The following is a 26255-nucleotide window of genomic DNA, read 5'->3' as shown; positions in this document are numbered from 1 at the left end:
ACCAGAGAATTGTCAGTGGTGGTGATGATGGCACAGTGCGGTTGTGGGATACTCAGGGCAAGCAAGTTGCTGAATTGAGAGGTCATCAGGATTACGTAATATCAGTAGCAATAAGCACAGATAACCAGAGAGTTGTCAGTGGTGGTTCAGATGGCACAGTGCGGTTGTGGGATATTAGGCTTGAGTCTTGGCTAAAAGCAGGTTGTAAGCAATTACAGGATCTTCTTGTTTCCAAAGAACCTAAAACTTCTGATGCGAGAGGCGCTAAGGCAACGTGTGAGCGATATCTAAAGGGTCTGTAGTGACCGAAGAGCGCTCTGCAGTGAACAGTGAACAGTTATCAGATAACGGAAGCACTTTTCACTGTTCACATTCCGGGTCTTGCCCCCAAATTGATTTGTGGAAAAAAAGAAAAGTTATTCCGCCTTAAAATCCCCAGCAATTCATTCGTGGGGATTAACTGTTGACACTCTTCGCCCGTGAGTAGCATTGGAACAGGAATGTACGCTAAGCCCAAGATGCTTACTGTACTTGAGTTGTAGCCTGAGCCTTTAAAGGTGTCTATTCCTGTGATAACAATCTTTATCACAGGAAAAATGCGCTCAAAGCCTAAACAAACGGTGACAATGAGGCGTTGAAGAAGGTAGAAATTTTATTGTTATCACAGGAATTAGTCGGAGCGCGTACATTTTGGTTCCAATGCTACTCGCACGCGATTACGCTAAGAGGGTCATAACGTTAAAATTGACCACAAGCACCGCAGGTACTACCGACACAACAAATAGCACCGATTTGAATCACTGAATTTTTAGGTATTAAAATCTCATCACTTTTAGTTTGAGCAAAAACATGATTCCCACAAATGGTAAGTACTCCACCAGTTGTTAAAACACTTACTAGCATGAACTTCCAGTACTTACCTTTTCTGCTTTGAGACATTTTTTTTCCTCAACTCTGTGTATCACACACTTTGTTAGCCTGCAATTTACATTACAAGTTAGCAAAAATGCTTTTATGGACACACTACATTCGCATTGAGAATCTGGGTTTTATTTTTAGAAAAATTTAATTAGTCAGCGAGAACGTGCCTTTGGTGGAGCAATGTATGTGGTATCGGGGGATGACCTTTGGGACTACCATATATCTGGATATTGGGGCAAACATAGCCAAGCTGTCACAATAGCCAAAGTAGCTAGTAAAAACCTTACACTACAAAACTTTCACGCTTAAAAATGGTTTCAATGGTGTGCGTGTCATCAATAGACATCTTGCTGTCGTAGAATTTACGTTATACGACAAAACAACACCGATTCTCCCTTTGTTTTCTCGGGTTAAAGCTGGGTTTAACTCAAGAAATCCATGTCGTATAAGTTACTAATGGCTGTTTTTAACAGCCCTGTCGGCTTACAGACAAGTTTAATCGTTGAAAGCCTTGCTACACCTCAGTTTTTTCTTCTACTTTGGATCTGGTATCAGCTTGGCTATATTTGCCCCAACACCCCGGCACCCGCTGGGGTTTTTTGGTGTGTCAGTGACACAGTTTACAACTCGAACCTTAGAGTCCTACAAAGAGAAACCTTGAAAAACCGTTACTTTTTTATACTTTTTTGCACTTTTAACCCTACTTGGCGTAATGCTAGAGAAAGTGTCACCTTGTGCCATATGCCGCTTGAAAGTTCCAAATCATTTTTCGAGCCGGAACTTTACTCTTTTTGGTACTCCTTTTAGTGCTTGAAATCCTAAAATTTCAGACGAAAATTATGAAAATGTTCCGACACTGTTAAAACTCGGAACTGTGTAAAGTTTTATAAAATTTGGCGAACAACGGCTAAAAGTTAGCCATATCAATGCTTTAAGGTACTTGGCACTTCGTGACAGCTTCTCTAGCCTTAGCCCTACTTGCTCGAAAGAAGCTTACATCGCACAATTTAAGCCCCAGCATCCGCAAGAACAAACCCCGAAAAAACCTTTTTTCATTACTTTTCGTTACCTTATGACATGAGAAACACGCCCCAACGCGCGGCGCGGACTTCGTTTTAAATTTTTAAGGTATTCCACTCAGGTTTACATTTTACAACCAGACGGCATTACGAAATCAAGCGCAATGACCCGACCTGTTCCCGACGGTTAAAGAACGTTCCATCCTGTCTTGTCCACCGAACCTTGTAATCGGAAAACACCTGCTCAACAACTTCTCCAACGCAACCCCAGGCTCCGTCGTATGCATCGCCCGTCCATTCAACGCGTGAGCCTATTTTGAATTGTGCCTGAATGTCCTCAGTGGCGGAAACTTCGGGATTTGGCTGTGTTGATAACTTGTTTTTTCGCAGTACGCACCGTATCGCCTCAAGTTGCTCAGCCGTTAAATGCATACGCACTTGTGCCTTTTGCTCATCACTCCAACATTCTAGTAGTGCGGATAACATAGCGTACGGATTTTCGCCCTCCAGTGCCTCAAGCATCAACTCGGCGTTGGCTTGTGGGTCAAAACTTAACTCAACCGACTTATTGACATTACCCGCACCACTATTGACATTATCCGCAATGTTGCCGCACCACTTCTCATCATTGGAAGTATTACTGTGCCTTGGTTCCGAGTCAGCCGCACCACTATGTTCCAGATTTAGCTCTTTTTGTATTGCCTCTGGTGAAGAAGTGAGACACTCACCATTTTTATTTTCAACGCTCTCGGGTTCTATAAAAGTGGTGCGGGTGGTGCGGAAGTCTTTATTTTGCGTACTTTGTGGTGCGGGTAATGGTGCGGGAGTGGTGCGGCTATTCTCATTAGTGGTGCGGGTATTCTCAATAGTTGGTGGAAACGGTGGGGGAGCATTAATACCTATGCCCGTAATTGTGGGTACACTCCTTTTTGCTACCTCATCGTACTTAGTACCTTTTTTGGCTTTGGGGAATAAAGATAAGATTCTGGGAATAACTTGGTTGATACCCTTGACATTTTTGTCGCTAGGACGTACTTGTTCTATCCATTGGCGTTTCTTGCCGTCGTCCTCAATCAGCAAAGTGCCATTGTCGATATACCATTGCTCTAACAATGGCCACAGATGTTTAGCAGTCATTTCCCCATTGGCGAGATATCCTAAGCCCACGTCCTCGCAGAACTGGAATAAATGATTATTCTCCTTCTGCATTAATTTGAAGGCATCGGTGGTGCAAGAGTAGTCAATGCCCTCTTCTATCAACGCTTCCAAGGCATCGAGCATTTTGTTGAGGAATGCAGGAGCAACACTGGTGCGTACGAATTCCTCATCGTAGGCGAAGCGTGGATCTGCTTGCAGTTCGTTTGGATTGTTCGGGTCTGGGTTCTTTTTGAAAGTTTTTATAAACTCTAGAGGTGCAATTCTATCTTGGATTGCTTGGATTACGCCCTGGAATGACGGAACATGATTTAAGTTGAAAAGCCCTACTGCCTTGGGAATAAATTCAACGTGGTCCTTGCCCTTGCGCTCAGAATGCAAGACGTTGCCAGTGGCGAACAGCTTGAGACTTTGGATTTTATCCAATCTCGCGGTTTCCGGATTTTCGGAAGCCCAGTTTACCTTACTGTATAACAACGGTGCCAGTGCAAATTTTCTTCCATCGTCGTAATGGGCAAAGTCTGCCAGAGACACGCTGGTCATCCCGCTGTGACCAAAAATGATTGAGACGGTTTGGCGGAGAGCATCTTTACCATTGGAACCCAAACCGCAAGCCAGCAATACTCTCACTTCTCGTCCGCGACGTTTACGTACTTCGGGTAAGTCGATTGATGCAGCTAAGTTTCTAAGTAGTACTTGCTGCTGTGGCTCATCCAAACATTGAAGTAAGCGATCGCAATCTGTGGAATCTGCTTGGGGGTCATACTTCACCAATGGTTCGTATACAAAATAATGCTTGGTGGGGTCGTGTTCCTCAAGATGCCGGACTGGTTTACCGCTTTCCCATTTCACTGCTAACACCCCGTTGGTACAATTAATGCCAGAAGGGTTGAGCAGACTAGGGTCAACCTCAAAACGCATTTTGACCCACTTCAAAACCTCTTCTACCTTGGCAGGCTTGGCGTAGGGATATGTTGCTTTAAATCCACCTTTCCCGTCTGGCACTGGCACAATATAAGAATTGCAAAAACTTGCAATTTTTGGGCGCTCTACCGCGTCGGGAACGTACTTGTAATGATTCCCCTGCCAACGATAAAGCTTGTTATCAGCACACATCCAAGGTTTGTCACCATACAGGAAATTAAGCGCTTTTTGGTTAAAGTTGGCATCAGGATTAAGTTCTGAGGTGTCGCCGGGGAAGAAATCATCGTCATCATCAAACGATTCTTCCTCCTGATTCAGTTGGGCGTTTTTAATTTCCTCTAAGATTAGCTTTGCTAATTCGTCCCCAGTCATGCCACTTGCCAAAATATCAACCACATCCCCTTTGTCGCATAAATCGGGGTAGATGGTTTTTAAATTAATGGCAATGAATGGGACTTGCTCACGCGCTGCTGATGCAGCTATTTTCTCAGCTTTTTTAACACCCGTCTCATCGTTGTCTTGACAGTGAGCAAGGATGAACGGGCGTGAGCCTAGTTTAGATTTAATTTCATTAAGGATAAATAGCCAATCTTCCTCCCTAGGAGTGCCTACAGCCGTGATACCCGCCAGTTTTTCGGCTCTAGCCGCTTCTACACACTTCTCGCCCTCATGGCTGAGAATTACCGCTACTTTCTCAGAAGCAATCACCTCTACAGCTGCTATAACTTCAGCTTGCCGATAAGCCGCCCAGCTACATTTCCCCTTGTTCCATTGGGTCTTGCCCGATTCATCAATGCGGCTAATAGAGAAAGTTTTTTCGTGTCCTTTGTCACTATTGGCACAAGGACATTGATAACGGTAAGCCTTTCTCCCGTCACCGTAATCATAAATAACTACGGTGAGTTGTTCTAACTCCTGCCCTGTAACTCCCTTGCCCAACAACTTTTCTCGTGTTGATTTCGGAGCAAGTTCTGGAGCAAGAGCAGTTGGTTGTGGTATATCACCGGGGACTTCGCCAAGACGAGCTAGAGCCAACTCTCCTTGTGGTAGCGGCACTGGCTTTTGACTCGCTGACTTGTATGCCTTTGGAGCGCCACCCTTTAGCTTTCTACTTTTTACAGAAGCACTGCCCTGTCGCCTTTCTTCCATCAGTTCAGCCCAGGGCTTGATTTTTTCCCGAATGTCGCGGTTAGAGCATCCATTAAAGCATTGATACTTTCCAGTGTTCGGCTCAATGCTTAAGTTGTGACCCTCACATACCGGGCAAACGTATTTATTTTTTTCTTTAGCTGGTTCAAGCTGATCTAAAAAGTTGCGAATGTCAAATGCCTGCTGAGTCTGGAGGTCGGTACTCATTACGCCTTACCTCCTTGAGCAGATTCAAATCCAGCACAGTCATTGGAGAAAAGGGAAAATACTTCGTGTGCTGATGAATTGTATGATAAGCTTTTTCTATGGTATAAATGGGTCATCTTTGATTGCCTCAAGTTGAATTGAAGCAACCCAGCCAAGCCCCCGTTTGAATAAATTTAGAAAACCGGTCAGAAATCAGCTAACTGTTGTTGGTAACATATATCTAGCTTTTTATATGGTTATAAGTGGCTGATTTGGTCTTTTTTCCGACCGTAGCGTTGTTGAAGCAACGCGGCGCGGTGTTAAACGGGGGCTTGACTGGATCGCCTTTTTTTTAGAATAAAGCCGCGAGGTACTCCTATAGTCAACTCGCGGCTTTTAAATTTTCCGACTCTTCAAAGGAATTTAGATATTCAAGCAGAGCGTTCCGGACAAGAACGCCCCGAGGACGCCCCTGCACGGACGCTGCCCGGAGTAAGCGTTGAAAGTCACGAAGAGAAAGCTTAGTCGTCGCCTCAACGCGAAGTGAAGTTGGTTTCGCTGTTTGGTTCACCATAGTCCTCTGTAAACTCAACTCAGACACGGTAGCAATTAAATCGGCGTCGATTCAGATGTCGTTCCTAAATAAGAAGCGCCGAAAGGGTACAAATCGGTATTCTAACCGTTGTTTTGTCGCATGAAAAGATGAAATCCTCTTTTTGTAGTAAAAAAGTACTATATAAAATAACGACCAAGCGTTGGGTGTGTCACTGACATAGCAATAAGCAACATTTGTTGAGAATGAGGTAGGAGAGCGATCGCTCATCTCCCGTCACCAACATCAACTAGCCGTGCCAGTTCCTCTGGAGTAAACTGATTCAATAATTGAACCGCCTCCAGAAACCAGCAGTGCTTTTCCCAGGCAAGCTCACTTGGCTCAATGTCTAAGACTTCGCAGAAAGAAAAATAATCATTTCGTTCTTTAAATTTGCTCAAGGCAGTAACAAAACTTTTAACCAGTTGACGCGCTTCTGGTGAAGTTTTGGGCTTGCCATCAAAGTTGTAACTTCCACCTTGCTCCGTCATGCCGCCCCCTTATTTTTCTTCTTTGATGCGGGTGTAGGGGTTTCATTTTCTTGCCTAGCTTTAACTGCTTCCATAATCAGGATTGCCCCCATCTGGCGATTGTGAGCGCAGCTTGCAACTGGAGCGCGGTGAGGAGGAGGCGAGGGGGCGCGAGTTTGGGCTGCCACGCTCATCCCCCAGAACTGTGCGATTGCGCTCCGCTCAGAGCAGTGCGCTCTCGTCCCAGAGGGACACGCTGTCAGTAACCCGCAATCGCTAAGCGTGTCTCACCTTTTGAGTTCCTTCACTAAGACACCAATAGCACAGAGAACTAGAAAAATGCTAACAGCGATCGCCAGTGTTAAAGCAACTGGAGTATTGCCCGCTGCCAAGAGCGGCACCAAGACAAACCGGAATGCCAGCAGCACAGCAACCGTCCAACCACCAGTCCTTAGCAGTAGGGAAAATTGCTGCCATGATACCAACGAGATTTCAACCTTGTCAGGAGGATGCGGTTGCAACTCTCCAGAGTCGCTCTCACCAATGTCCGGCATTTCAGGTGTCCCACTTTCAGACAGCGCTTCTTTTTGCTCAAAGTCATCAACGAATGCAGGCAGCACTGGGATTTTCGGCATACAAGCCTCCTTGGTTTTGCATTGGAGTGATTTAACTTACATCCCATAATAACCAAAAATATTGGGTGTGTTCACTTGGTGTTGGTAGTAGTTTGATTTTTAAATATATTATTTTAATTAGGTTTATGGGTTGATTAAATGAGTATACTAGAAGATGGAGAGTTCACGATTAAGCTGACCTATGCCCAAAAAACCAAAGTCAAGGGTTGCCAGCTTTCGCGAAAAAGCTGGACTAACGCAGGTTCAGTTAGCGGTTTTGGTTGGTGTAACCCCAAACACAATTCAAAATTGGGAAAAAGAGAACGGACTTGATCAACTGGAGCGATACCTAAAGCTTGCAGAGATTTTTGGCTGCGATGTATCAGACCTGGTGGAGTACGTTCCTGTAACTGAAGAAGAAAAACCCAAATCTAAGGGCTTCTCATTGCAAGAACTGAGCGAACTACGCGAGAGATGGGGGACTGGTACAAAAGCTGAACCGAGCGCTCAAAAGAGCAAGACCACATTTAAAAGTGATGATTTGGCATCAGATGTAAAGCCATCAACAAATAGTCCAACTGCTGAGTTGGAGCATCAGAGGGGTGGACGTGAATGATGAAGGTTCTAAAGGTTCTGGTTGATGCCGACTTAATCGTCAGTGTTCTTGATGAGAAGAGCAATGCTTTTGAAGATGCTGGAACACTACTAACTGACATAATGCCATTTCCGAACATACATCTGTACATAACAGATTTGCCTTTGGAAAAGATTCTCTCTTGCAAGGAGAAAGTAGCCAGAGAAGAAGTAGCCAGTAAATTTAGAGAAAAATTTAGAGATACTATTATACCGTATAAGGCTCACCTCAATTACTTCATTGAGGAGCAAGTAGTTCAACCCACTGAGAATAAAAGAAATTTTGAGTGTGAAGTAGAGACAGCCTGTGCAATTGCCTACGGGATTGACGCAGTTGTCACGCATAAAAAAGAAGATTTTGCAGGATCTGACTTGCTGGTCTGGTCAGTTACGGAGTTGTCGGCTGTTGTGTTACGGAAGTTTGTTGCACAGTTGGAGATTTTGTTTGCCAAATCCCCCTCAATTGAGACGTTGAGTTTTAACACAAGCCCTCCTCTACCAAAGACGATTTCCAGTTCGGAAACATTAGAGACGATTTCCCTAGGAGCAGACGACCAACGGCGCGGACGGCGCGGTGTCCCTCAAAAAATTGGTGTCCCTCAAAAAAAAAGTCCGCTGTCTTCATTGTCCCTCAAAAAAAAAGTCCGCTGTCTTCATAAAATCTCTACAATTCCCACAAACGACAACGCTGTCTTCATAAAATCTCTACAATTCCCATTGCAAAACCAAACATATCCGCTTACGCTCGCGACCGCCGGAAGAAAAACGTAAAATCCCTCTAAACAGTGAAGACTTTAGCATCAAAGCATCACAGTCTTTTGTAACAATCTATTAACAAAAGCACTTTCTACGGAAGCATAGGCATTTGGGCGATTTCGATACCTGGCACTCCCAACAGTGAGATTAGCGCCTGAAACCTAAGAGTTATTAACTATCACCCAAACAACTGCATCGCTACCTTGGGGTCATAACAGTTTGCTAAAACAAACTGTTCTGCAACAGTCTGTATTTCTGGGGAGGAAGCTTCCGTTACATAACACCTGCCCAAAGCTACCCATAACTGGAAATATTTACTCTGGGCTTCGTTTACTTCCTGCTTCAACCTGGTTCGTTCGGACGAATCCAGTCCACAAGCTAACCTCGCCTAACTGGCGATTCTTGACAAATTGATTGCAGCATTCAAATCGCGGTCAATGACAAAGCCACAATGACCGCATTCAAACACTCTCTCATCTAAAGTGAGTGTTTCTTTTTTGGTTCCACAACTTGAACAGGTCTTACTGGATGGAAACCATCGGTCAACTACAACAAGCTTGGAACCATATAACTGACACTTGTAAGTTAGTTGTCTGCGGAATTCAAAGAAAGACATATCAGCAATAGATGCAGCCAGCTTACGGTTAGCCAACATTCCAGATACATTAAGGTCTTCAATCACTACTACACCGTGGTTCTTGGCAAGTAGTGTTGTTAGCTTATGAAGTATATCTTTGCGAATGTTGGCAATTTTTCTGTGCAATCTAGCAATTTGAAGGAGCGCTTTTTTCCAATTAGCTGAACCTATTACCTTGTTGCGGTTCAACCATTGAATTCTGGATAACTTGGCTTCGTATTTTTTGTACGATTTAGCTCCAGCTATAACTTCACCAGTACTGAGAGTCGCTAAATTTTTAACGCCAAGGTCAACGCCTACAATCGTGCTGGAAGTGCATTCTTGAGTTTCCACTTCAAACCGAAAACTAATAAACCATCTATCAGCTTGACGACTAATCGTAACTGATTTTGGTTTAACTTGCGGCAAACGCTCATAGGTTTTGAGTACGCCGATTACAGGTACTTGAATCTTGTTGTACCTCGCGATTTTGACTGTACCTTCCAACGTGAACGAGTCGCGCTTACCTTTCTTCTTGAACTTCGGGACACCAGCAGTTTTGTTAAAGCAGCGCTTCCAGGAATACAGCAATGCCATTAATGCCTGTTGTGGTGTAGATTTAGAACATTCGTAGTACCATTCATTTTCAGACTTGACTAATGCCACTAGCCACTTGTGCAAGTCAATAGCACTAGGAAATTTAATCTTGGAATCGGGATTGGTTTTGTTGTGGTCTAAAATTTGCTTGGTCAGCGCCAAGCCCCAATTCCAAGCATGACGAGCTACTCCACAATGCTTTGCTAATGCTATACGCTGTTGATTATTCAGTTTCAATTCTGTTTTGAAACCTAAAAGCATTAAGCCACCTCTTTAAGTACCCATTCCGGAAGTTTTGTCGAGATATTGGTAGATTTTAAGTTACAGTTCCTGACCCCCTTAGATGACGAACTCCCACCGTGTTCAACATATTGCTGGACAAATTCAATAATCGCTTCATTCATTTGCCTCGCTGTCGTTTTCCAAGTGCTCCAGTCTGTCTAAGATTCGCCTGTTCTCAGTTTGCAGTCCGCGTATCTCGGATTGCATAGCGTCAAATCGAGCAACTACGGCTTCAAAATTGCGCTGATGGATTTGTACGGTAGAGAGCAGCGCTTCAGCTGTCGCCCTCAGTTCCCCATTTACAGCTACCTGTCGGTCAAGCGCGGATTCGATTCGGTCAAGCCGGTCTTGGGTCACGCCGCCCCTTTATTTTTCTTCTTTGATGTGGGCGTAGGGGTTTCATTTTCTTGCCTAGCTTTAACTGCTTCCATAATCAGGATTGCCCCCATCTGGCTTAATGAGCGCATCTCCCCGGATGCCATCTGCTCTACAAGTTCTCCTATATCATCTGGCAAAACAACCGATATCCGCTTACTCATAAACTCATTCTGTGAATAACTCATAATTTACTACTTTCTCCCATAAGTCTATTTCTTGAATAGCCGTAGCGTCTTGCTACTTCATAGCAGTTGACGCAATATGCTACGATTGCTATCGTATCACTATAACCGCAAAACAGACACAACCCAGCATGAGACGCCCTAAAGCGCCTTCAGAGAGATATATTGTCTGTTTTTCCGCTAATAACGCTTAAAGCACTGAATTTGTAAAGATTTCAGGCAAAATTTCATCCATGAATAATGCATTTTTAAAACCGTTCTACGGTCAAGAGTATCCTGCATACTCAAATTTCTCCTATCCGTCCCATGGACAAGTACGCCCACGAATTGTGTTTGATGGCGGCAACCGCTTCATAAAGTGGATTGACCCCAACAACCAAGTGCAGTGTATACCCAGTTGCCTCAAGGAAGTATCAGAGTATCAATGGCGACGGATAAAACCCGACGCCCAGACAGTATTACTTGAGGTTGAAGGTAAACGCTTTGTCATTGGTAAACTCGCTCAAGAATTAGGCGGTGAGCCAACTTTCCAGAAAGATAAGTGCGAGTTAGCAGAAATTTTGGTACTGGCAGCCATCGAACCCAATCCTGGTTTTAATCATGTTCGGGTTGAGAAGTTGGCGATCGCACTCCCTAACACCCTAAACAATGACGATGTTGCAGCTGTAGGGAGAATTGCCAACCATCCACTGACCAAAGAATTTACACGCAATGGGCAAGCCATCACCTACACCGTAGGCGAAGTTGAGCCGATAGACGAAACTTACCCAGCTTTTTTATACGCCCAGCAACAAGGATTCTTTCAATTTCCCGCTGCTAAAAATGCAGTTTGGGATATTGGGGGAGGGACGAGCATTGCTCGGATTTACACGCCCAACGGCACATTAATTCATGATGCCGAGGTCATTTTACCTGGTACAAAGCAGCTGGCGCAAAAGATAGCTGTGGAAGCTAAAGAGGTTTTTGGGTTGGATTACAGCCCTAGCTTGGTGGACATTATGGACGCTCTAGCCAGAGGTGATTACAAGTTTGGGGCTGCTAAAGAATACGATTTTTGGGATATCTATGACCGAGTTTGCAGTGATTGGGTCGAGTCGGCACGGGGAGAAATTCGCTCAAAGTGGACAGAGCATCTACCACAACTAGGCGAAGTACTGGTGATTGGTGGCAGTGCCGCACTTGCTCGACCAATTTGTGAAGACACCAACGACCGATTCTTTATTCCAGAGAACCCGCAGCTTTTCAACATCATTGCAATGGCACACATGGAGTAATCGACACATGGCACAGATACGAGTTGTCCTTGACCCCAAGCATCAACCAAAAGCAGAAGCGATTTTAGAGCAAACAGGGATTAGTACCTTATCGCAGCTTTTCTCTTTGTTGATAGTGAATTATGGTGACTGCCTTGTAAACGCTCTCAAAGCGCATCCAACAGCAGTGCAAGCACCAATTGCACAACCAAAACTCACGCAAACACACAACGAACTGCCCAAACTTCAGCCAAAGCAACTTACACAGCCTAAGCAGTTTGCACCGATAGGGAACATTTAGCGGTGAGACTAGAGAGGAGACTTAGCAATGCTAAACAACCACCAAATTGACCAACTCATAACCACCGAGCAATGGCTCGAAGAAATCCAAAATTCCCTAGAGTTTCAAGAACTCGACTTTCACCCAGACTTGAATCTATCAGATGCACGGCAAGCCATCGCCGAGCTACTGGACGCCCAAAAGCCGAGCAACTTCACCCCGACCGAATGGGACGATTACAAGCCGGCTGAGGATAAGCCAGTGATGCACCTCCGCATCGTTCGCCCCTGGTGGCAGAAAGTTCAAGATTGCCTGCTCTCAAAGCTTGCTGAAGTTGCGATTGCCTCTGGCACTGCCCCTTGGGCAATCGCTAGTCTATTCCTATCCGGTTTCTTGGGTTCTGCGGCACTGTTTGCCTGGGGCATGGATGGAATCAACCGAAACCGTGATTTCTTTCACCGTGTTGATTGGGAGGCGACAGCAGAAACTTGTCAAGGTGCAGCATTGTCCACCTTTGCAGTGTTTTTGGGAGTTTCTTTGACGGGCGGTGTAATCGCTGGAGTACGCAAAGATGTTTGACGTTAACCAATTGCTTGAAGGACACCAGTACCAATACAAGGGCAATACCGTGGTGTACCAGAAGGAATTACCAAGCCGCAGTGCTAGAAAATTCTTGTTTACAGACGGAGCAGGTAAACAAATCAGAATCTCTCAATCGCTTGCCCAACGGCATCTATGGGCAGAGGTGCGAATAGTGGATTTATCAAAATTGGAGGCTTTTTGTGAATGACCTACAGCTGATCAACTGCCCAACCCTATTGACCCAGGCAAAGACTTTTCAAATCAATGGGACTCTCTACCGTTACCTGTACTCAGAGGGCAGCATCAAACACACCCAATACTTGTTTCGACCACTGCCAGCGCAGCGCAAAACGGCTGATTTGAGGCTGAACCGTGACAAGGTGCTATGCAGAGTTTATGAAGTTCCTGGGCTGTATCGTCAGCATCACGCCATAGTTACTGACACAGTGATTCAACAAAGTTTGTTTTAGGCGATCGCCTGCCTGAGAAACGAGCGATCGCCTTGGGTGCATCTCCGCCAATGAAGAATACACAACATTAGGGATCATACGACAAATGAAACCAATCGGATTTTTTTGTAATCACACACCCGGAGACAGTGGATTGCTGGGTGATATGGAGGAAAGCTGGGGAAGCACTTTCGAGGCGCTAAACACGAGCGAGCGCCTTTGGATGTTGTTCTCGCTGGTTGGGGGTATTACTGCTGAAGCTTCTGAAAACTACAATCCCAATGAAGTGAGGGAATATATTGTGCCAGCAATTGAGCGCTTTGGAGAACTCAACTTTTCTGACCAACTGGGGTTAGCCCAAGCGTTGATTGAGCAAATTAAGCACGAAAGACATAGAACATAGGCATGGTGTATCAGAAGCAAATAGGGCTAGCGCTTGCAGGAATTGCTGTTTGTGTCCTTCCTTTGCTTCTGCCCCTCATCCCAAAGATTGGAACATACGCCCAATCTGAAAGATTGAAGGCAGAAGAAGAATTACAGCGTGCAACCATTGCTGAACGCGCCAAAACCTCAGAGGCACTGTACAACGCTGGCATTGCACCCAATGCAACTTCACTGCGAATTAGGCGTTACCTTGACAGCCCACATCAAGACCCGATGCCAGACACAACGGGCTACGGTGCATCAGAGATTGTGTATGTCTACGACAGTGCTGGTGTTTGTATCGGAAAAATTGAGGGCAATCAGTGGCTTTGGAAGCATAAGTACAACAATATCTGCAAAGGAGATTCTAATTAATGACATTTACTTCAGGTGGTTCTAAGAGCAGTAATGGCGAAAGTTCTAGCACCAACAATGGGAAACAACCACCAAAGCGCTCAATCGGTCAAATCATTGATTTCCTTGCAAAATGGACTGTTTTGATTGTTGGGCTACCGATACGAGTAGCAGCCGCTATCGTGGCTCAATTCGTTGCCAATGGCGGTGCAGGTCGCGCTGTGGTCGGTGGTCTGCTTTTTATGATGGGGAGTGCCATCAGCGCTGATTCCATCTGGCAAACAGTATTTAGACAGCGCCCCGTCTTTCCCTGGTTCGAGTCGGGGTGGAACTGGTTCAATGTACCAGCCGCAGTGTTCAACCCGTTCTTTTACCTTGCATTCCTCATCGCAGTAGGATTGCAGGTAATCGAAGCTTACGCACTACGAGGCAAAAACCCTGATTCAGCACGGCGAGAACTGCAAGACCATATGGTTTATGACCTGGAATCTAAGCCAAGTGGCAAGATTGACCTGGTTGGCGAATTATGGCGAGATTATAAAGTCGCTGGGATGCGCGATCGCTCAACGGCTGGGTTGATTAGCCTAGCAATCTGGATGTTTGACCTGGTAACAACCTTTACAGCTCGTAACCCATTTGCTTACACCGAACCATTAACAATCCTCACTTGTATCATGTTTAACATTGCAACGATGCTTGCAGGTGAAATTGGCTTTGCTATTTGGCAACTAACCAAAGACTAAAAACTTAAAGCGCTCTAAGGAAACGCAGTCCCAGAGCGCTTTTTGCAACTTTTGATAGGTTCTTATATGGTCAATCCTAACAACAACATCCCCAAGATCACAACCCGTCAAACTGAATACTTGCGCGACCAGTACCCCAGTCTCTCACATCTTGAAGCTGGGAACGTTGCAATGTGGCTACAGGAACGAAAAGACCAGCTACTTGAGCAAGCACTCGCAGTGGAGGCAGAAGCGGATACAGCGCGTGTATTGGGAATTGTTGCAGCTGGCGTTGGAAGTATTTGCTATGCGCTTAATCCATTTATGCTTGTTGGTGGCATGATTGGCGGTGCTGCATGGTTGTGGACTGTGGTAGAACATTTTAACCGCACCAAGGAGATAGCCCCGCTGCCTTTTGTGCGTGGTAACTTCTTGGATGCTCTAGCACGAGTTGGTAATTATGACGCAAGGCAAGACCATCAAGCCAACCATTTAGGAGACACAATAAAGTTTCTGCCAAGGCATGACGCAATAGAGTACACTTTTTTGTTTACCAACTTTGAGACGGTTGATGAGTACTTAGTTCAAGTAGAGCCAGGTAAGCGGTTCTATGCTTATCGTTGGCTGTTGAGTTGGTTTGAGAAGTTGCAAGGGCGATCGCTACCCAACAGAGAATCCATGAATGCTCACTTACAAAATGTCGCTGTTGACAGCAGGGTCAAAGTTGATGAGGTTAGGGCGATTCAGCAAACCGTCGTCCCCACTTTTGTACAATTGCCACAAACTACCATTGTTGAGTTACCAAAGCCCAATGTTGTAGATCTGCCCAAACCTCAAATAACTGGCGCTCTTGATACACCCAAGACCGAACCATCTGCCAGTGAAGACATTCTTACAACACCTCAGTCCTTCGCCTCTATGCCCTTAGACCAACGAGCCAAGGCGGTGATTGATGCTCTTATCTCATCCGGCTTCAGAATTGATGAAATGATGGGTTCACAGATAATTGCAATCGCAGGCACTCAACGAGGCGGCAAAGGCACTCTAGCAGCGATACTGGCTACTTTATCCAAAGCACTTGACCCAGGGCTGAATGTGCAATATTTCACGGCTGGGGTGGACGTGTACCCGTTTAGTTGCAACCTGACTAGCGCCCTCAAGTATTCGGGCAAGGATGCAGATACAGCCGATGGCTTTGTAGCGCGTGACCTGTTGATGTTCCTTAAGGGCTTGGACGGCTGTGAACCTTACACCCACAAAAACTTACTGCTCATTGTTGATGAGGCGATGCGGTTACTGTCACTGCTTGAGGAATCGCAACGACTCTGGGCAATTCAATTCTTACTTTCTCGTTTTGCCAAAACGGGAGGAACGCTCATCATAGTCCTACACGCTTCTAACCTCACCTCCGTTGTGGGCAAGGCGACGGCGGGACTAGCTGACACGTTCAAAGCTTCGGTCAACTTCATTGGTTGTGTGGCTAAATCCGTCAGTGCTGGCGGACTCCGTAAGATGAATGTTGCTAGTGGTGAGTACTTCAAGGCAAATCCTGAGAATTTTGGCAGCCCTATCAAAGGTGGTGAATTGGGCGCTGTACCCGAATGGCTGAAAACAGAATTGCACCCAGGTAACGGACAGCCTGACCCCGTAAGAACGCTGTTAACAATATTTCCAGAATTGTATTCGGAACCACCAGCACAGCCAAAGAGCAAGGATAAGTTGAGCGAAACTATCCAAAAGCTTGAAGCTAGTTTCAGTATTGAAGTCGAAGAACCTGCAACCTCTAAGCTAGAAAATGATAATAGCCCAATTAATCAGCCATCAGAATTAACCAGCCACGAACAGCAACTTCTCTCTTGGATTGTGACGCGCAAGACAACGGGGAAGGAATACGACTTAAACAGCGCTAACAAGAATTTGGACAAGATTACAAAGCCGGATGACTTTGATAGCAAGGCGGAATATCTACGCTATTTAATGAGACAGTTAGCCAGCAAAAAGAAAGGTAAGCTAACCAACCCCAATTTGTTTGAACCAAATTAATTTTGAAATGCCTTCCGGTTAGGAGTGTGGTTTCCAGATGCCACTAAAAGTCCACCCGGAAACCGGAACCCGGAAACCGGAGAAAAACCGGAAGCTAGTCCGGACTAGCCCGGAGACGTTTCCGGGTGTTCTTGTCAGCCAACCGGAAACCGGTTCTCTTCCGGGTTAACCCGGAAAGCCGAAATAGGTCTATAAAACGTTAATTCTTGTTAGGAGAAGTCAAGATATCTGCATGAAGAGGTTCGCTCCGGGTGTGGCGATTGGGCGTCCCTTGCGCGTGTCCTTTTGGACTCAGCCCAGTGCCTTCGTCAATCGCATTGAGAAGCCATCATGCACGAATTGCAAGTACTACAGTAATGATGATTTGTTGCCTTGCGCGGTGCATCCCTTGGGATTAAGGGGAAACTGCCCAGACTGGGAACTGAGTACTGAGGACTTATGACCGCTAATGTGCTATCAATACAAAAATTTGTGAGGAGACGAGATTGATTGAAATTTGGCTACATGGTCGAGGTCTCGGCAAGGCTCGCCCAAGGTTTGGACGGGGTGGCGTTGTCCATACAGCATCGCGCTACAGTCAGTGGAAAAACGATGCTGTATTGCAGATGAAGGCATTGAATCTACCACCAGCACCCGTGCCTGCAAAAGTGGACTGCTTCTTTGTCAACTTCTTCTCCAGTGACAGCGACAACTTGACTGGTTCCGTACTGGATGCCCTAGTTGAGGCAGAGATTTTGCAAAATGACTCTTCAGGATACGTCGTTGCCTCTACCGGAACTTTTGTTAAGACCCGCAAACGCAGAGGGCAGGACAAACCAGTGGGCATCTTAATTCGGATTACTCCTGCACAAATTGAATACTTAGATCTCTCAGTCGCCAGTACTGTTTCACAATCAGTAGCTTAATATCAACGATGGTGGCAACTTGGCATTTCAGAAAGCCGAGCGATGAGTAAAGTAATGCAATGCCAAACGGCGAGAACAGAACATTGCACTTCAGCTTGTGCTAGATCAACCCCCCCCAGTGATTGCTGGAGGGTTTTGTTTTGCGCCCTCTAGGGTTTAATCTTGCGCCTCAGAAGCGTACTACGACGAGGCAAAGTGCCTTCTATAAAGGAATAGTCGCACCTTGGGCAATACCGCTGCTGCCTCCCCTTGCGGGTTCCATCACGACAAGTGGCACCACCACAAATTGAGCATGATTGATTAGTCATTCGGTTTCTTCAGTTCCTCTATGAATTCGTCCAGTAGTGCTTTAGACGTTTTGTATTTGGGGGCTTGCTTACCCACTTTGAGGTTGGCAAGGATGCGATCGCGTATCTTTTGGTAGTCTATATGTACTGGTTCTTTTTCAAGCTGCGTACCTTGGTTACTTAAAGTATTTAACTGATGGCGCAACTCTTCATTTTCTCTTTGCAATCTGTCAATTTCATTAGCTAGCCCGGTAGACTCTGCCTTCTCTACCGGGCTTTCGCTTTTCCCAATTCTTGCTCAACTGCCTCTATCTTTTCCCTCAATTCTCGCACCACATCATTAAGCCCATGAGCAAGGTAAGCGGTAGACTCCTGCAACCGCTCTTTCATCGCCTCAGCCGTCAATCCCCTATCATCTAGCAGGGCAGCTATACGCGCGTCTATCACCTCATCTAGATTATCTGGAGTAGGTGAAGCAGATTCTTTACCCCTCAAGCGATTACCGTCTAGATACCAGTCCACAAACTCCAGTAGCAAGCTAGAGGCATTAGCACCCTCATTGCCTGCTGCATTCTTGAACTGTTCCCACTTTTCGGGGTCAATACGAAACGTTGCCAATACTTTTTCACTTGCCATATCTAGATAAATGTCTATACATAATAGCGATTCTATCTGTTATCTAGATACTTGTACAGACAGCATCTATATATATGACTTATAGCCTCTAGCAGACCTATTCAGATAATTATATAGATATTGTATAGATATTATATAGACAAACAGCTATATTGTATATATCAGCATCTAGATAAAAGCTAGATACTGAAATCAAAAGGCGATCGCCCTCTGCCAAGAACAGCAATCGCCCTATCCACTCAAAACAAATGGAGTACAACCATGATATCGAATCAAAGGACTTGCAAAACCTACACTGTAACCGTGTGCATTGAGGTAAGCGCCCAATTCGAGGTGAAAGCGACTAGTGTCAAGAATGCTAAAGCCAAGGCTCGGGAATTAGCCGAAAACAGCATTGAAGTCATCTTTGACGGTAACTGCTTGAACCCTGACATCGACTATCAACGCATCACCGACGACATGGTAGAGGAATAACACTCCATACATCATCCCCATCACCTCGATGGGGTGAGCGCTTTCAACAGCAAGCCGATAGAAAAACCCAAAACTTATAACTATTAACCATGACACCCGAACAGACAAACCTTTGGCTTGAGATTCAACATCGTCAGATGCTCGCACTGGAACGAATCGCTGATACATTGGAACGCATTGCACCGACCAATACAACTGCACCAAATTACACTTTCCCATTGGAAAAATTCAATTCTTTTGACTGGGAGTCCATTGGTGCAGCGATAGTACAAACTGACCAGTATGGACCAGCAATCGTCAGCTGGCGGGGTCAGCAATTCGTCAGGCGATCGCCCTCAAATAAGTTCGGTGAGGCTATCTGGTTCTCCCGCTGTACTGGCAAGGATGAGGCAGGCGAAAACCGCTATGAGCGCTTAATCACTTTTAAACCACTATCCAAAACCGAAGTCGAGCCACTGCCAGAGAGGGTGAAGCGATTGGTGCAGTAGATACCCTTTAAAACCCCGTCCATCGGTGATGGAGGTTTTACATCCCTTTTCGTTACGCTTAACAAGGGCGAGCTCGTCATACAGCTAGCCTTCCAAACGATGCCAGCTTTGACTCTAGCTTGGCTATTCGCTCCTCATGGTTAGCCAGAACACTCTTAACCGCACCAGGGTTAACCTCACCCAAGTACTGCCCCAAAGCCTCACGTACAACATCCGCTTCTTTTTTTCCACTGGCAGATGCTATTTGTCTAATTTGGTCCTGCCAATGCTGAGGAACCCGACACCCGACCATTGGTGATTCTGCCATCACTGCCCACCCTGCTATCAACCACACATTAAGGATAGTGGATTATAGCTGTAATCGGTGATATCAGCGCTATCATAAGCATAAATTATCAGTTAGGGCTGAAATGGCGGTTTTTCGTGGGGATGGGTAGCTCCGAGTGATAAAGGGTGGTTATGGAGTGCTGGAGCATACGAAGGAATGAGGGTTTGGGGAACTGGAACTGTCGGATTTTGGTCTCTAAATCCGACAGCCTGCCAAGTGGAAATAATGACCGAACAAGAGCCACAAAGAATCCCGACACGCAAGAAAAACACTCAATACCGATCTAGAGAATACCTGACTTTGGCTGAGGTAAACAAAATTATTAAAGCTGCTGGGGAAAGAGGTAGGCACAAGGAGCGCGATCGCACTCTGCTTTCCATGATGTTTCGGCATGGACTACGGGCATCTGAAGTTTGCCAGTTGAAATGGGATGCGGTGATGCTGGAAGAAAACACTATTTGGATAAATCGAGTCAAGGGCAGTGAAAGCGGTTTTCATCCAGTGCCACCAGATGAGAAAGAAGCGCTAATCGAACTGCAAAAACTTTACCCCGGTTGCATCTACGTCTTTGCGAATGAACGTGGTCAGTGCTTGTCTGTTGATGCGATCGCCAAGATAGTTGAGCGGTCAACAAAAGCGGCGGGGGTTCCAATAAAAGTTCATCCTCACCAGTTTCGTCATGCTTGTGGGTATCATCTAGCGAGCCAGGGGGCAACAACGCGGGACATCCAAGCATACTTGGGGCATAAAAATATTCAGCACACGGTCAGGTACACAGCACAGAATCCAAAGCGGTTTGAGAATTTTAGATGGGATGCAGGAACTGAGCCACCGTTTTGATAGACCCACCGAACCCATAAAACTACCTCGCTGCAAGGATTGATATCTACCGATTGTGCAAAGCGCACCTTTATGAGGCGAGCGCTCTTAAAATTCCCCTAAAATTCACCCTTATGGATGTTAGTTATGAATGCGCCCAGGGGAACAATAAGGAATTACCCGTAAGAAGTGCTAGTTGACAACCACGGGCAGCCTCCGGTAGGCGTTGCCCAAAGCCCTCAGCCCGACGCGCAAACAGCACAGGAAAAAAGAAAAAACTGCTGCGGCAACGCGGCGGTTATTCCTGTAGCGCTTGCCCGTCGCCCACGCCTACCGGAGGCTGCTAGCACGTTGGTCAAGAGTCATTCGTCATTGGTCATTAGTCATTGGTCAGTGGTGGCGCGTCCCCCAGGGCAGTGGTTCCCAGGTCGTCCGCCCTCTCTGCTGACTACGGCTGGGGGGTTGCCTTGTGGTTTGCAGCTGCGGTTTTGTTGCCGGCGCGGGTTTGGTTTCTCCCACAGCTGGTGGTTGGCTTCACTCGCGCTCGAGTCGTTTCTCTGGTCCCCGCGCTACCAGTTCTTTGCCTCCGGTTCCACGTCGTTCTGCTTTCCAATCTTTTATTATACCTTGTCTACTCGGTAAATATTACTCCAGTTTACATTTCTTTACATTGTTCAGCTTCAATCAACTGGGCGATCGCATCCCTAAGTTTTGCTTGCCAACCAGGAATAGCCCTTAGCTCTTGTTTCATTGTTTCGGTCACTTTTAAATCAATTTTGGCTATTAGCGGTTCTTCTCCCGCTGCTTTAAACTGTGTCGCTTCTCTCTTGCCCTCAAACGCCCTTGGATTGCCCATACTTTTTTACCTCGTCCACTTGGTAAATTGTAGCGTAATTTTTATGCAATCTTTACATAATAACACTATATATACTTGGTGGACTTGGTATAATAAAAGGGTAAACACAAAAAACCCGGCTACCAACCGGGAATCGATTAAAAACACTAATTCCATTATGACAATTCAAGCACCATCAGCAGCAAACCAACTAGCGCTCACCCTTGAGCAGTTCATCGGTAAAGCTGAAGCATTTCTACAAAACCACTACGTCGTAGGCAGCGACAGTGCAGACATCCAAACAATCTTAAAGGCGATTGCAGACTTGCGGTTGGATATCGACAGCGAACGGCTAGAGCAAGAGTTTGAGTTAACCCAAGAAAAACAAGACTTAATGGGCGACTACTACGACTCGGCTTGGTTCTAAAAAAGCGACCTGGGCAAGTCCATAAACTGCCCAAGCCAATGATTTTACACACGGAGATTTTAACAATGCAACTGAACGAATATCCAACCGCAATCGCCAAACTCCAAGCAGAAGTATTTGACCTCGACCTGTTGATTGAGCAGACCCACGCCACGGTAAAGCAAATCGAAGCTGAGATTGATAGTGCGATCGCTTTCGACCAAGGACTCAAAAACGACGCGCAACGAAAAGCGCGACGGCAACAGCTACTTGACGAACACCCAAGTTACTGGGAGCAACAGCAATTTTTAACCCAGCACCGTGTCAAGCGTGAGAGCTATTTTATTCAACTCTGCCTGAAGCGTAATGAGTTTTCAGTGCTGAAGTTGGAGAAACGAGAAGCGATCGCTCGTTTAGAACTGCAAAATAGCCAGTAACCCCCACCGCCCCCAGCCCCCGCGCTGGGGTTTTAAATGCTGTAGGCATTGAGCGGAGATGTTTATAAAATCATGCAGGATGGTCTGAAAACCTTGATTATAGCTACCTTTTAGCCATTCTTGAAAATAAGCGTGCTACACGAGAAACTGCAGACATACGGCGAAACTCGACGGCATAAGGGGTAGCGTTACCGTCAGGGCAGGCAGATTTCTGCAGCTTTACCAGCTTTGAGTTATTTGTTGGGATGTTCCTTTGCTCAGTACCCCCTAAAATGAGGCAACTGCATAAGTCAACTCGAAGTTTACCTATAAAAAGAAGTAAAAGCTTAGTCGAATCTAATATTTTATCTGTAATGATATTTTATCGAAAAAACTGGGTTTAAAACCCCGTCCTTTTAGGACGGCTTTGCGCGGTAAAATATGTACACCGAACAACCAACGGATACCTTGAGAGTGAAAATCAGACACGAGTCGGGACCTCCAAACGGTATAAACTGGTGTGAACCTTGACAACTGAAGTTAGGGGGTTCCAACTAGAAATTCTTGCTTTCTGAGCAGCTTCTGTAGTTGGGTAAAAACTTCACAGTACTTAGGGAGAAAGCTTCCAGCAATTGGTAGCTCTTTACCGATGGGCAGTCGGGAATCGAAAGCGCCTGGGCAATCAGAGCGTCGGGGATGTGTGGGTAACTGCATGTCTAGATAGTGGGTGAAAAACCGGAAACGGAAACAACCAGGAAATCTAAATCGTGAGGTTTAGAAGCTTCGCCCTTCTAGGGCGGAGTCATGTCACAACTCCTGTCAAAGTGTAAACCCTAGCGTCTACTCGCGCGCTCGTTTATGAGTAACACGGGTGTCAAAACAATTCTGATTCTAGCTGCCAATCCGACAAATACCTCTCGGTTACGACTGGATGAAGAAGTACGGGAAATACATACGGCGCTACAACGTGCCAAAAATCGCTTTTTATTTGAAATCGTTACTAGGTGGGCGACACGAGTGGAAGACCTGCATCGTGCGCTGTTAGAATACCAACCGACTATCGTTCACTTTTGTGGGCATGGTGATGGTAACAATGGCTTAGCTTTGGAAAATAATTTTGGACAAGTACAACTGGTCAGTACACAAGCCCTGGCTAGGTTATTCGGGTTGTATCAAGACACGATTTCGTGTGTTTTCCTCAATGCTTGCTATTCAAAAGACCAAGCAGAAGCAATTCATCAACATATTGATTATGTTGTGGGTATGAATCGGGCGATTGGGGATGTCGCCGCGATTAAATTTGCTACTGGATTTTATGATGCGTTGGGTGCTGGTCTCCTTATAGAGGAATGTTTTGCAGTTGGTTGTACTTTGCTTGATTTACAAGGAATTCCAGAGGACTTAACACCTGTCCTCAAAGCAAGACGGCGTCGAAACCAAAGAGAAATCACAACAAATTCACAGAACGTAATACCCGGAAAATCTTCTGTTGATGATTTAGGCGATGATAACAAGGTGACACAAAACCGCTCTGTTTCTATTGGAGGTAGTGTCACTGGTAGCGCCGTTCAAACGGGCGATAGCAACGTTGCCAATGTACAATTTCAACCAGTGAGTTTACCTGCGCCTGAAAGTGTTGATATTCAAGCAGAACTCAACGCACTGCGTGAAGCGATCGCATTGCTGGAAAGTCCAGACCGTCGCAAAATTGAGAATGCCTTTGCTGATGCCTCAGAAGAGGTAAACAAGCCCAAGCCGGATAAAGATGAGGTGGGTAAGGCATTAGACAGAGCGTTTGATTATGCCAAGAAAGCTGAGGGATTTGCTTCTGTGGTTGAAAAACTTAAACCTCACTTAACCAAAACAACGGCTTGGTTGGGGGAGAACTGGCATAAGCTACTGAGTATCGTTGGTTTAGGAATTTAAGAGGAGTGTATTGATATTGAGGCAGCATCGATGAGTGACAGCACTTTGGGGGGAGACAATCGCAGCATCGCAATTGAGCGAGATGCACTCAGCAGTGCGATTATTTCAGGGGATGGCAATAGGGTTGTGATTTACCAATATCACACCGCTCAACAAGTTCAATCAGAATTATCGCCTGTTGAAACTAAGATTGGTCCCAATCCTTACAAAGGTCTGTTGGCATTTGATGAAGAGGATGCCGAACGCTATTTTGGTCGGGAAGCGCAGATAGAGCGACTGTGGAATGTGTTTCGCACTCTTCACGAGGATATGTCTCAAATCCGCTTGCTCCCCATTTTGGGACCATCGGGAAGTGGTAAGTCTTCTCTAGCACGCGCCGGATTAATTCCCGAACTGGCGCGGCGACCCCTTCCGGGAAAGAAGCAGGCGCAGGTGGCGATACTAGTACCTGGGGCGCATCCCTTGGAAGCTTTGGCTGGGGTTTTGGCGCGGGTGGCGACACAGGACCTTACCCCCGTGGCGAAGACACGAGAGTTTGTTGATGAATTGCAGCGCACTAATAACACAGGTGCATACGATGGTTTGCGACGCATCGCCGATATGCTACCTAAGATTGCCGAATCTTCCTTAGTGGTGCTGGTGGATCAGTTTGAGGAGGTCTACTCGCTGTGCAAGAATGATGATGAACGCAAGGCTTTTATTGAAAATTTAGTTGATGCAGCTGCTGACCCCTCTGCCCGTGTTTCTGTGATTCTGACCCTACGGAGTGACTTTCTCGGCGAAACCCAAAGGCATCCTGTGCTGAATCAACTTGTTGCTCAACTCGGCTTAATTATCCCAGCAATGACTGCTGATGAACTGCGGCGAGCAATAGCCAAGCCAGCAGAACTGGCGGATCATCCTTTAGATGAGGCGACGGTGAATTTGTTGGTTGAGGAAGCCGAAGGACGAGAGGGAGCATTACCCTTGCTTCAGTTTGCTCTTACAAGAATTTGGGAAGGGTTAACTCAAGGAATTGAACCTGCTGTCACGCTGAAACAAATCGGTGGAGTTGGCGGTGCGCTGGCTGGGGAAGCTCAACGGATTTTTGACAACCTCAGTCCTGAAGAAAAAGAAATTGCCCGACGCGTTTTTCTGGGATTGGTACAGTTGGGAGAAGGAGCAAAGGACACCCGCCGCCGCGCTGCGTTTGCAGGGCTTGTCTCACACAAAGACAATCCAGAGCGAGTCAAACAAGTGATTGGCAAGTTTGCTGCCCGTGATGTGCGCTTAATTACCCTCTCCTCCGTTCCGGAAGCAGGCGAAACAGCGGAAGTGACTCACGAAGCGCTGTTTGAGCACTGGCGTCAGTTGGATCAATGGTTGGACAGCAGTCGCAGTGACATTCGCTTTGGGCGTCGCTTAGAGGAAGCAGCGTCTTCTTGGGATGAACATGGGCGACAAGAGGGAAGTCTTTGGCGTCCTCCTGATTTGGATTTGCTGCAGCGCTATCACCAGCGAGCGGGTAACGACATGACACCGCTGCAAGTGGAATTTTTTCAAGCTTCTGTGGATGCAGAAGAGGCAAGGAAGCAAGCTGCCATAAAAGCGGAGGCAGAGCGAAAACAGCAACGACAACTCTTAATTGGGGTCTTAAGTACAGGTTTAGTCTTAACGACAACAACAACAGGGGTGGCTTTATATCAGTGGCGAAACGCAGAAATCGGGCGGATAGAACAAACTGCCATATCAGCAAAAGGTTTGTTATCGGTTACTCCTTTAGAAAGTTTGGTCACCGCAATTAATCTTGTAGGACAAAGTCGCTCACCTTTGTTTAGTTTCCCTAATCAATATCAATCATTTCGTTCATCAGTACAAGACAGCTTGTTTAGTGCCGTCCAAAGCAGTTGGGAAACAAATGTTTTCAAAGGTCATCAGGGTGACGTAATGTCAGTAGCAATCAGCACAGACAAGCAAACAATTGTCAGTGGGGGTGGTGATGGCACAGTGCGGTTGTGGTCTAGTAAAGGTCAGCAACTCGCCGAACTCAAAGGTCATCAAGGTTACGTCAGGTCAGTAGCAATCAGCACAGACAAGCAAACAATTGTCAGTGGGGGTGGTGATGGCACAGTGCGGTTGTGGTCTAGTAAAGGTCAGCAACTCGCCGAACTCAAAG

36 protein-coding genes are annotated in these 26255 nt (G+C 46.1%); 21 read left to right on the top strand and 15 right to left on the bottom strand.

Annotated elements, in window-relative coordinates; genetic code table 11:
• Nucleotides 1-302, top strand: a 302-nt coding sequence (locus ACM0OZ_RS41745) for a WD40 repeat domain-containing protein (RefSeq protein WP_414588768.1), incomplete at its 5' end; no start/stop codon positions are given.
• Nucleotides 303-738: 436 nt separating this feature from the next.
• Here the strand turns inward: ACM0OZ_RS41745 and ACM0OZ_RS41740 are convergent.
• From ACM0OZ_RS41740 to ACM0OZ_RS41715, 6 genes are all read right to left on the bottom strand, one after another.
• The gene (locus ACM0OZ_RS41740) at nt 739-939 is read right to left on the bottom strand and encodes a hypothetical protein (RefSeq protein ID WP_414588767.1); all 201 of its coding nucleotides are present in this window, start codon (nt 937-939) and stop codon (nt 739-741) included.
• A 1148-nt stretch (nt 940-2087) separates the two neighbouring features.
• Nucleotides 2088-5375, bottom strand: coding sequence for a hypothetical protein (locus ACM0OZ_RS41735; protein WP_414588766.1), 3288 nt, complete (start codon nt 5373-5375; stop codon nt 2088-2090).
• Nucleotides 5376-5736: 361 nt separating this feature from the next.
• The gene (locus ACM0OZ_RS41730) at nt 5737-5928 is read right to left on the bottom strand and encodes a hypothetical protein (RefSeq protein WP_414588765.1); all 192 of its coding nucleotides are present in this window, start codon (nt 5926-5928) and stop codon (nt 5737-5739) included.
• A gap of 245 nt (nt 5929-6173) precedes the next feature.
• Nucleotides 6174-6437 (bottom strand): hypothetical protein, encoded by a 264-nt coding sequence (locus tag ACM0OZ_RS41725; RefSeq protein WP_414588764.1) that lies wholly within the window; start codon nt 6435-6437, stop codon nt 6174-6176.
• Nucleotides 6434-6604 carry a hypothetical protein gene (locus ACM0OZ_RS41720; RefSeq protein ID WP_414588763.1) on the bottom strand — a complete coding sequence of 57 codons (171 nt, stop codon included), beginning with the start codon at nt 6602-6604 and terminating at the stop codon, nt 6434-6436. Before ACM0OZ_RS41720 ends, ACM0OZ_RS41725 begins: the two co-directional genes overlap by 4 nt.
• 99 nt (nt 6605-6703) lie before the next feature.
• Nucleotides 6704-7051 carry a hypothetical protein gene (locus ACM0OZ_RS41715; RefSeq protein WP_414588762.1) on the bottom strand — a complete coding sequence of 116 codons (348 nt, stop codon included), beginning with the start codon at nt 7049-7051 and terminating at the stop codon, nt 6704-6706.
• A 181-nt stretch (nt 7052-7232) separates the two neighbouring features.
• On the opposite strand from ACM0OZ_RS41715, the gene ACM0OZ_RS41710 reads away from it, so the two are divergent.
• Together ACM0OZ_RS41710 and ACM0OZ_RS41705 are read left to right on the top strand one after the other, a co-directional pair.
• The gene (locus ACM0OZ_RS41710) at nt 7233-7646 is read left to right on the top strand and encodes a helix-turn-helix transcriptional regulator (protein WP_414588761.1); all 414 of its coding nucleotides are present in this window, start codon (nt 7233-7235) and stop codon (nt 7644-7646) included.
• On the top strand, nt 7643-8434 hold the full coding sequence (locus ACM0OZ_RS41705; protein WP_414588760.1) for a hypothetical protein: 792 nt from the start codon (nt 7643-7645) through the stop codon (nt 8432-8434). The genes ACM0OZ_RS41710 and ACM0OZ_RS41705 overlap by 4 nt, the downstream gene beginning before the upstream one ends.
• A gap of 373 nt (nt 8435-8807) precedes the next feature.
• Here ACM0OZ_RS41705 and ACM0OZ_RS41700 read toward each other — a convergent pair whose 3' ends face one another.
• From ACM0OZ_RS41700 to ACM0OZ_RS41690, 3 genes are all read right to left on the bottom strand, one after another.
• The gene (locus ACM0OZ_RS41700; protein ID WP_414588759.1) at nt 8808-9893 is read right to left on the bottom strand and encodes an RNA-guided endonuclease InsQ/TnpB family protein; all 1086 of its coding nucleotides are present in this window, start codon (nt 9891-9893) and stop codon (nt 8808-8810) included.
• A 135-nt stretch (nt 9894-10028) separates the two neighbouring features.
• Nucleotides 10029-10271, bottom strand: coding sequence for a hypothetical protein (locus tag ACM0OZ_RS41695; RefSeq protein WP_414588758.1), 243 nt, complete (start codon nt 10269-10271; stop codon nt 10029-10031).
• Nucleotides 10268-10453: a ribbon-helix-helix domain-containing protein gene (locus tag ACM0OZ_RS41690; protein WP_414588757.1), complete on the bottom strand. Its 186-nt coding sequence runs from the start codon at nt 10451-10453 to the stop codon at nt 10268-10270. The genes ACM0OZ_RS41695 and ACM0OZ_RS41690 overlap by 4 nt, the downstream gene beginning before the upstream one ends.
• A gap of 254 nt (nt 10454-10707) precedes the next feature.
• Between ACM0OZ_RS41690 and ACM0OZ_RS41685 the strand changes: the two genes are divergently transcribed.
• The 11 genes from ACM0OZ_RS41685 to ACM0OZ_RS41635 all read left to right on the top strand — a co-directional run bounded on the left by ACM0OZ_RS41685 (nt 10708) and on the right by ACM0OZ_RS41635 (nt 17485).
• A complete protein-coding gene (locus ACM0OZ_RS41685; RefSeq protein WP_414588756.1) occupies nt 10708-11748 on the top strand; it encodes a ParM/StbA family protein in 1041 nt (346 codons plus the stop codon).
• A gap of 7 nt (nt 11749-11755) precedes the next feature.
• Nucleotides 11756-12028, top strand: a complete 273-nt coding sequence (locus ACM0OZ_RS41680) for a hypothetical protein (protein WP_414588755.1) — start codon at nt 11756-11758, stop codon at nt 12026-12028.
• A gap of 27 nt (nt 12029-12055) precedes the next feature.
• Nucleotides 12056-12586 (top strand): hypothetical protein, encoded by a 531-nt coding sequence (locus tag ACM0OZ_RS41675; RefSeq protein ID WP_414588754.1) that lies wholly within the window; start codon nt 12056-12058, stop codon nt 12584-12586.
• The gene (locus ACM0OZ_RS41670; RefSeq protein WP_414588753.1) at nt 12579-12797 is read left to right on the top strand and encodes a hypothetical protein; all 219 of its coding nucleotides are present in this window, start codon (nt 12579-12581) and stop codon (nt 12795-12797) included. The genes ACM0OZ_RS41675 and ACM0OZ_RS41670 overlap by 8 nt, the downstream gene beginning before the upstream one ends.
• Nucleotides 12790-13059 carry a hypothetical protein gene (locus ACM0OZ_RS41665; RefSeq protein WP_414588752.1) on the top strand — a complete coding sequence of 90 codons (270 nt, stop codon included), beginning with the start codon at nt 12790-12792 and terminating at the stop codon, nt 13057-13059. The genes ACM0OZ_RS41670 and ACM0OZ_RS41665 overlap by 8 nt, the downstream gene beginning before the upstream one ends.
• An 85-nt stretch (nt 13060-13144) precedes the next feature.
• Nucleotides 13145-13441, top strand: coding sequence for a hypothetical protein (locus ACM0OZ_RS41660; protein WP_414588751.1), 297 nt, complete (start codon nt 13145-13147; stop codon nt 13439-13441).
• A 2-nt stretch (nt 13442-13443) separates the two neighbouring features.
• Nucleotides 13444-13836 carry a hypothetical protein gene (locus ACM0OZ_RS41655; protein WP_414588750.1) on the top strand — a complete coding sequence of 131 codons (393 nt, stop codon included), beginning with the start codon at nt 13444-13446 and terminating at the stop codon, nt 13834-13836.
• Nucleotides 13836-14558, top strand: a complete 723-nt coding sequence (locus ACM0OZ_RS41650; protein ID WP_414588749.1) for a hypothetical protein — start codon at nt 13836-13838, stop codon at nt 14556-14558. The genes ACM0OZ_RS41655 and ACM0OZ_RS41650 overlap by 1 nt, the downstream gene beginning before the upstream one ends.
• A 66-nt stretch (nt 14559-14624) precedes the next feature.
• The gene (locus ACM0OZ_RS41645; protein WP_414588748.1) at nt 14625-16580 is read left to right on the top strand and encodes a hypothetical protein; all 1956 of its coding nucleotides are present in this window, start codon (nt 14625-14627) and stop codon (nt 16578-16580) included.
• 232 nt (nt 16581-16812) lie between these two features.
• Nucleotides 16813-17022, top strand: a complete 210-nt coding sequence (locus ACM0OZ_RS41640; RefSeq protein ID WP_414588747.1) for a hypothetical protein — start codon at nt 16813-16815, stop codon at nt 17020-17022.
• 43 nt (nt 17023-17065) lie between these two features.
• The gene (locus ACM0OZ_RS41635) at nt 17066-17485 is read left to right on the top strand and encodes a hypothetical protein (protein ID WP_414588746.1); all 420 of its coding nucleotides are present in this window, start codon (nt 17066-17068) and stop codon (nt 17483-17485) included.
• A 149-nt stretch (nt 17486-17634) separates the two neighbouring features.
• On the opposite strand, the gene ACM0OZ_RS41630 is transcribed toward ACM0OZ_RS41635, so the two are convergent.
• The 3 genes from ACM0OZ_RS41630 to ACM0OZ_RS41620 are packed head-to-tail and all read right to left on the bottom strand — an operon-like array spanning nt 17635 to nt 18408.
• Nucleotides 17635-17793, bottom strand: a complete 159-nt coding sequence (locus ACM0OZ_RS41630; RefSeq protein ID WP_414588745.1) for a hypothetical protein — start codon at nt 17791-17793, stop codon at nt 17635-17637.
• Nucleotides 17786-17998, bottom strand: coding sequence for a hypothetical protein (locus ACM0OZ_RS41625; RefSeq protein WP_414588744.1), 213 nt, complete (start codon nt 17996-17998; stop codon nt 17786-17788). The genes ACM0OZ_RS41630 and ACM0OZ_RS41625 overlap by 8 nt, the downstream gene beginning before the upstream one ends.
• Nucleotides 17999-18039: 41 nt before the next feature.
• Nucleotides 18040-18408, bottom strand: a complete 369-nt coding sequence (locus tag ACM0OZ_RS41620; protein WP_414588743.1) for a hypothetical protein — start codon at nt 18406-18408, stop codon at nt 18040-18042.
• 261 nt (nt 18409-18669) lie between these two features.
• Between ACM0OZ_RS41620 and ACM0OZ_RS41615 the strand changes: the two genes are divergently transcribed.
• Both ACM0OZ_RS41615 and ACM0OZ_RS41610 read left to right on the top strand, forming a co-directional pair.
• A complete protein-coding gene (locus ACM0OZ_RS41615) occupies nt 18670-18882 on the top strand; it encodes a hypothetical protein (protein ID WP_414588742.1) in 213 nt (70 codons plus the stop codon).
• An 89-nt stretch (nt 18883-18971) separates the two neighbouring features.
• Nucleotides 18972-19370 (top strand): single-stranded DNA-binding protein, encoded by a 399-nt coding sequence (locus ACM0OZ_RS41610; protein ID WP_414588741.1) that lies wholly within the window; start codon nt 18972-18974, stop codon nt 19368-19370.
• A gap of 76 nt (nt 19371-19446) precedes the next feature.
• Here the strand turns inward: ACM0OZ_RS41610 and ACM0OZ_RS41605 are convergent, their stop codons facing one another.
• A complete protein-coding gene (locus ACM0OZ_RS41605) occupies nt 19447-19677 on the bottom strand; it encodes a hypothetical protein (RefSeq protein ID WP_414588740.1) in 231 nt (76 codons plus the stop codon).
• A 177-nt stretch (nt 19678-19854) separates the two neighbouring features.
• On the opposite strand from ACM0OZ_RS41605, the gene ACM0OZ_RS41600 reads away from it, so the two are divergent.
• A complete protein-coding gene (locus ACM0OZ_RS41600; RefSeq protein WP_414588738.1) occupies nt 19855-20538 on the top strand; it encodes a tyrosine-type recombinase/integrase in 684 nt (227 codons plus the stop codon).
• Between the two features lie 634 nt (nt 20539-21172).
• Here the strand turns inward: ACM0OZ_RS41600 and ACM0OZ_RS41595 are convergent.
• Complete coding sequence (locus tag ACM0OZ_RS41595; RefSeq protein WP_414588737.1) at nt 21173-21373, bottom strand: hypothetical protein; 201 nt, start codon at nt 21371-21373, stop codon at nt 21173-21175.
• Between the two features lie 157 nt (nt 21374-21530).
• Between ACM0OZ_RS41595 and ACM0OZ_RS41590 the strand changes: the two genes are divergently transcribed.
• Together ACM0OZ_RS41590 and ACM0OZ_RS41585 are read left to right on the top strand one after the other, a co-directional pair.
• On the top strand, nt 21531-21779 hold the full coding sequence (locus tag ACM0OZ_RS41590; RefSeq protein WP_414588736.1) for a Pb-reticulocyte-binding protein: 249 nt from the start codon (nt 21531-21533) through the stop codon (nt 21777-21779).
• A gap of 65 nt (nt 21780-21844) precedes the next feature.
• Nucleotides 21845-22195: a hypothetical protein gene (locus ACM0OZ_RS41585; RefSeq protein WP_414588735.1), complete on the top strand. Its 351-nt coding sequence runs from the start codon at nt 21845-21847 to the stop codon at nt 22193-22195.
• Nucleotides 22196-22714: 519 nt separating this feature from the next.
• On the opposite strand, the gene ACM0OZ_RS41580 is transcribed toward ACM0OZ_RS41585, so the two are convergent.
• Entirely contained in the window at nt 22715-22888 is a 174-nt protein-coding gene (locus tag ACM0OZ_RS41580; RefSeq protein ID WP_414588734.1) for a hypothetical protein, read from the bottom strand.
• Nucleotides 22889-23032: 144 nt separating this feature from the next.
• On the opposite strand from ACM0OZ_RS41580, the gene ACM0OZ_RS41575 reads away from it, so the two are divergent.
• Complete coding sequence (locus ACM0OZ_RS41575) at nt 23033-24100, top strand: CHAT domain-containing protein (RefSeq protein WP_414588733.1); 1068 nt, start codon at nt 23033-23035, stop codon at nt 24098-24100.
• Between the two features lie 30 nt (nt 24101-24130).
• Nucleotides 24131-26255 (top strand): NACHT and WD repeat domain-containing protein (locus tag ACM0OZ_RS41570; RefSeq protein WP_414588732.1); only part of this gene is annotated, 2125 nt, incomplete at its 3' end.

The sequence above is a fragment of the Scytonema sp. PCC 10023 genome, assembly GCF_963920835.1.
GTDB lineage: Bacteria > Cyanobacteriota > Cyanobacteriia > Cyanobacteriales > Nostocaceae > Kalymmatonema.
The sequence above is the reverse complement of the archived record's forward strand: the minus strand, read 5'-3'. Positions and strand labels throughout refer to the sequence as shown.

Coding starts and splice junctions, on each gene's coding strand:
- ACM0OZ_RS41740 (WP_414588767.1), bottom strand. CDS start 939: ATGTCTCAAAGCAGAAAAGGTAAGTACTGGAAGTTCATGCTAGTAAGT.
- ACM0OZ_RS41735 (WP_414588766.1), bottom strand. CDS start 5,375: ATGAGTACCGACCTCCAGACTCAGCAGGCATTTGACATTCGCAACTTT.
- ACM0OZ_RS41730 (WP_414588765.1), bottom strand. CDS start 5,928: ATGGTGAACCAAACAGCGAAACCAACTTCACTTCGCGTTGAGGCGACG.
- ACM0OZ_RS41725 (WP_414588764.1), bottom strand. CDS start 6,437: ATGACGGAGCAAGGTGGAAGTTACAACTTTGATGGCAAGCCCAAAACT.
- ACM0OZ_RS41715 (WP_414588762.1), bottom strand. CDS start 7,051: ATGCCGAAAATCCCAGTGCTGCCTGCATTCGTTGATGACTTTGAGCAA.
- ACM0OZ_RS41710 (WP_414588761.1), top strand. CDS start 7,233: ATGCCCAAAAAACCAAAGTCAAGGGTTGCCAGCTTTCGCGAAAAAGCT.
- ACM0OZ_RS41705 (WP_414588760.1), top strand. CDS start 7,643: ATGATGAAGGTTCTAAAGGTTCTGGTTGATGCCGACTTAATCGTCAGT.
- ACM0OZ_RS41700 (WP_414588759.1), bottom strand. CDS start 9,893: ATGCTTTTAGGTTTCAAAACAGAATTGAAACTGAATAATCAACAGCGT.
- ACM0OZ_RS41690 (WP_414588757.1), bottom strand. CDS start 10,453: ATGAGTAAGCGGATATCGGTTGTTTTGCCAGATGATATAGGAGAACTT.
- ACM0OZ_RS41685 (WP_414588756.1), top strand. CDS start 10,708: ATGAATAATGCATTTTTAAAACCGTTCTACGGTCAAGAGTATCCTGCA.
- ACM0OZ_RS41680 (WP_414588755.1), top strand. CDS start 11,756: ATGGCACAGATACGAGTTGTCCTTGACCCCAAGCATCAACCAAAAGCA.
- ACM0OZ_RS41675 (WP_414588754.1), top strand. CDS start 12,056: ATGCTAAACAACCACCAAATTGACCAACTCATAACCACCGAGCAATGG.
- ACM0OZ_RS41670 (WP_414588753.1), top strand. CDS start 12,579: ATGTTTGACGTTAACCAATTGCTTGAAGGACACCAGTACCAATACAAG.
- ACM0OZ_RS41660 (WP_414588751.1), top strand. CDS start 13,145: ATGAAACCAATCGGATTTTTTTGTAATCACACACCCGGAGACAGTGGA.
- ACM0OZ_RS41655 (WP_414588750.1), top strand. CDS start 13,444: ATGGTGTATCAGAAGCAAATAGGGCTAGCGCTTGCAGGAATTGCTGTT.
- ACM0OZ_RS41650 (WP_414588749.1), top strand. CDS start 13,836: ATGACATTTACTTCAGGTGGTTCTAAGAGCAGTAATGGCGAAAGTTCT.
- ACM0OZ_RS41645 (WP_414588748.1), top strand. CDS start 14,625: ATGGTCAATCCTAACAACAACATCCCCAAGATCACAACCCGTCAAACT.
- ACM0OZ_RS41640 (WP_414588747.1), top strand. CDS start 16,813: ATGAAGAGGTTCGCTCCGGGTGTGGCGATTGGGCGTCCCTTGCGCGTG.
- ACM0OZ_RS41630 (WP_414588745.1), bottom strand. CDS start 17,793: ATGACTAATCAATCATGCTCAATTTGTGGTGGTGCCACTTGTCGTGAT.
- ACM0OZ_RS41620 (WP_414588743.1), bottom strand. CDS start 18,408: ATGGCAAGTGAAAAAGTATTGGCAACGTTTCGTATTGACCCCGAAAAG.
- ACM0OZ_RS41615 (WP_414588742.1), top strand. CDS start 18,670: ATGATATCGAATCAAAGGACTTGCAAAACCTACACTGTAACCGTGTGC.
- ACM0OZ_RS41610 (WP_414588741.1), top strand. CDS start 18,972: ATGACACCCGAACAGACAAACCTTTGGCTTGAGATTCAACATCGTCAG.
- ACM0OZ_RS41605 (WP_414588740.1), bottom strand. CDS start 19,677: ATGGCAGAATCACCAATGGTCGGGTGTCGGGTTCCTCAGCATTGGCAG.
- ACM0OZ_RS41600 (WP_414588738.1), top strand. CDS start 19,855: ATGAGGGTTTGGGGAACTGGAACTGTCGGATTTTGGTCTCTAAATCCG.
- ACM0OZ_RS41595 (WP_414588737.1), bottom strand. CDS start 21,373: ATGGGCAATCCAAGGGCGTTTGAGGGCAAGAGAGAAGCGACACAGTTT.
- ACM0OZ_RS41590 (WP_414588736.1), top strand. CDS start 21,531: ATGACAATTCAAGCACCATCAGCAGCAAACCAACTAGCGCTCACCCTT.
- ACM0OZ_RS41585 (WP_414588735.1), top strand. CDS start 21,845: ATGCAACTGAACGAATATCCAACCGCAATCGCCAAACTCCAAGCAGAA.
- ACM0OZ_RS41580 (WP_414588734.1), bottom strand. CDS start 22,888: ATGCAGTTACCCACACATCCCCGACGCTCTGATTGCCCAGGCGCTTTC.
- ACM0OZ_RS41575 (WP_414588733.1), top strand. CDS start 23,033: ATGAGTAACACGGGTGTCAAAACAATTCTGATTCTAGCTGCCAATCCG.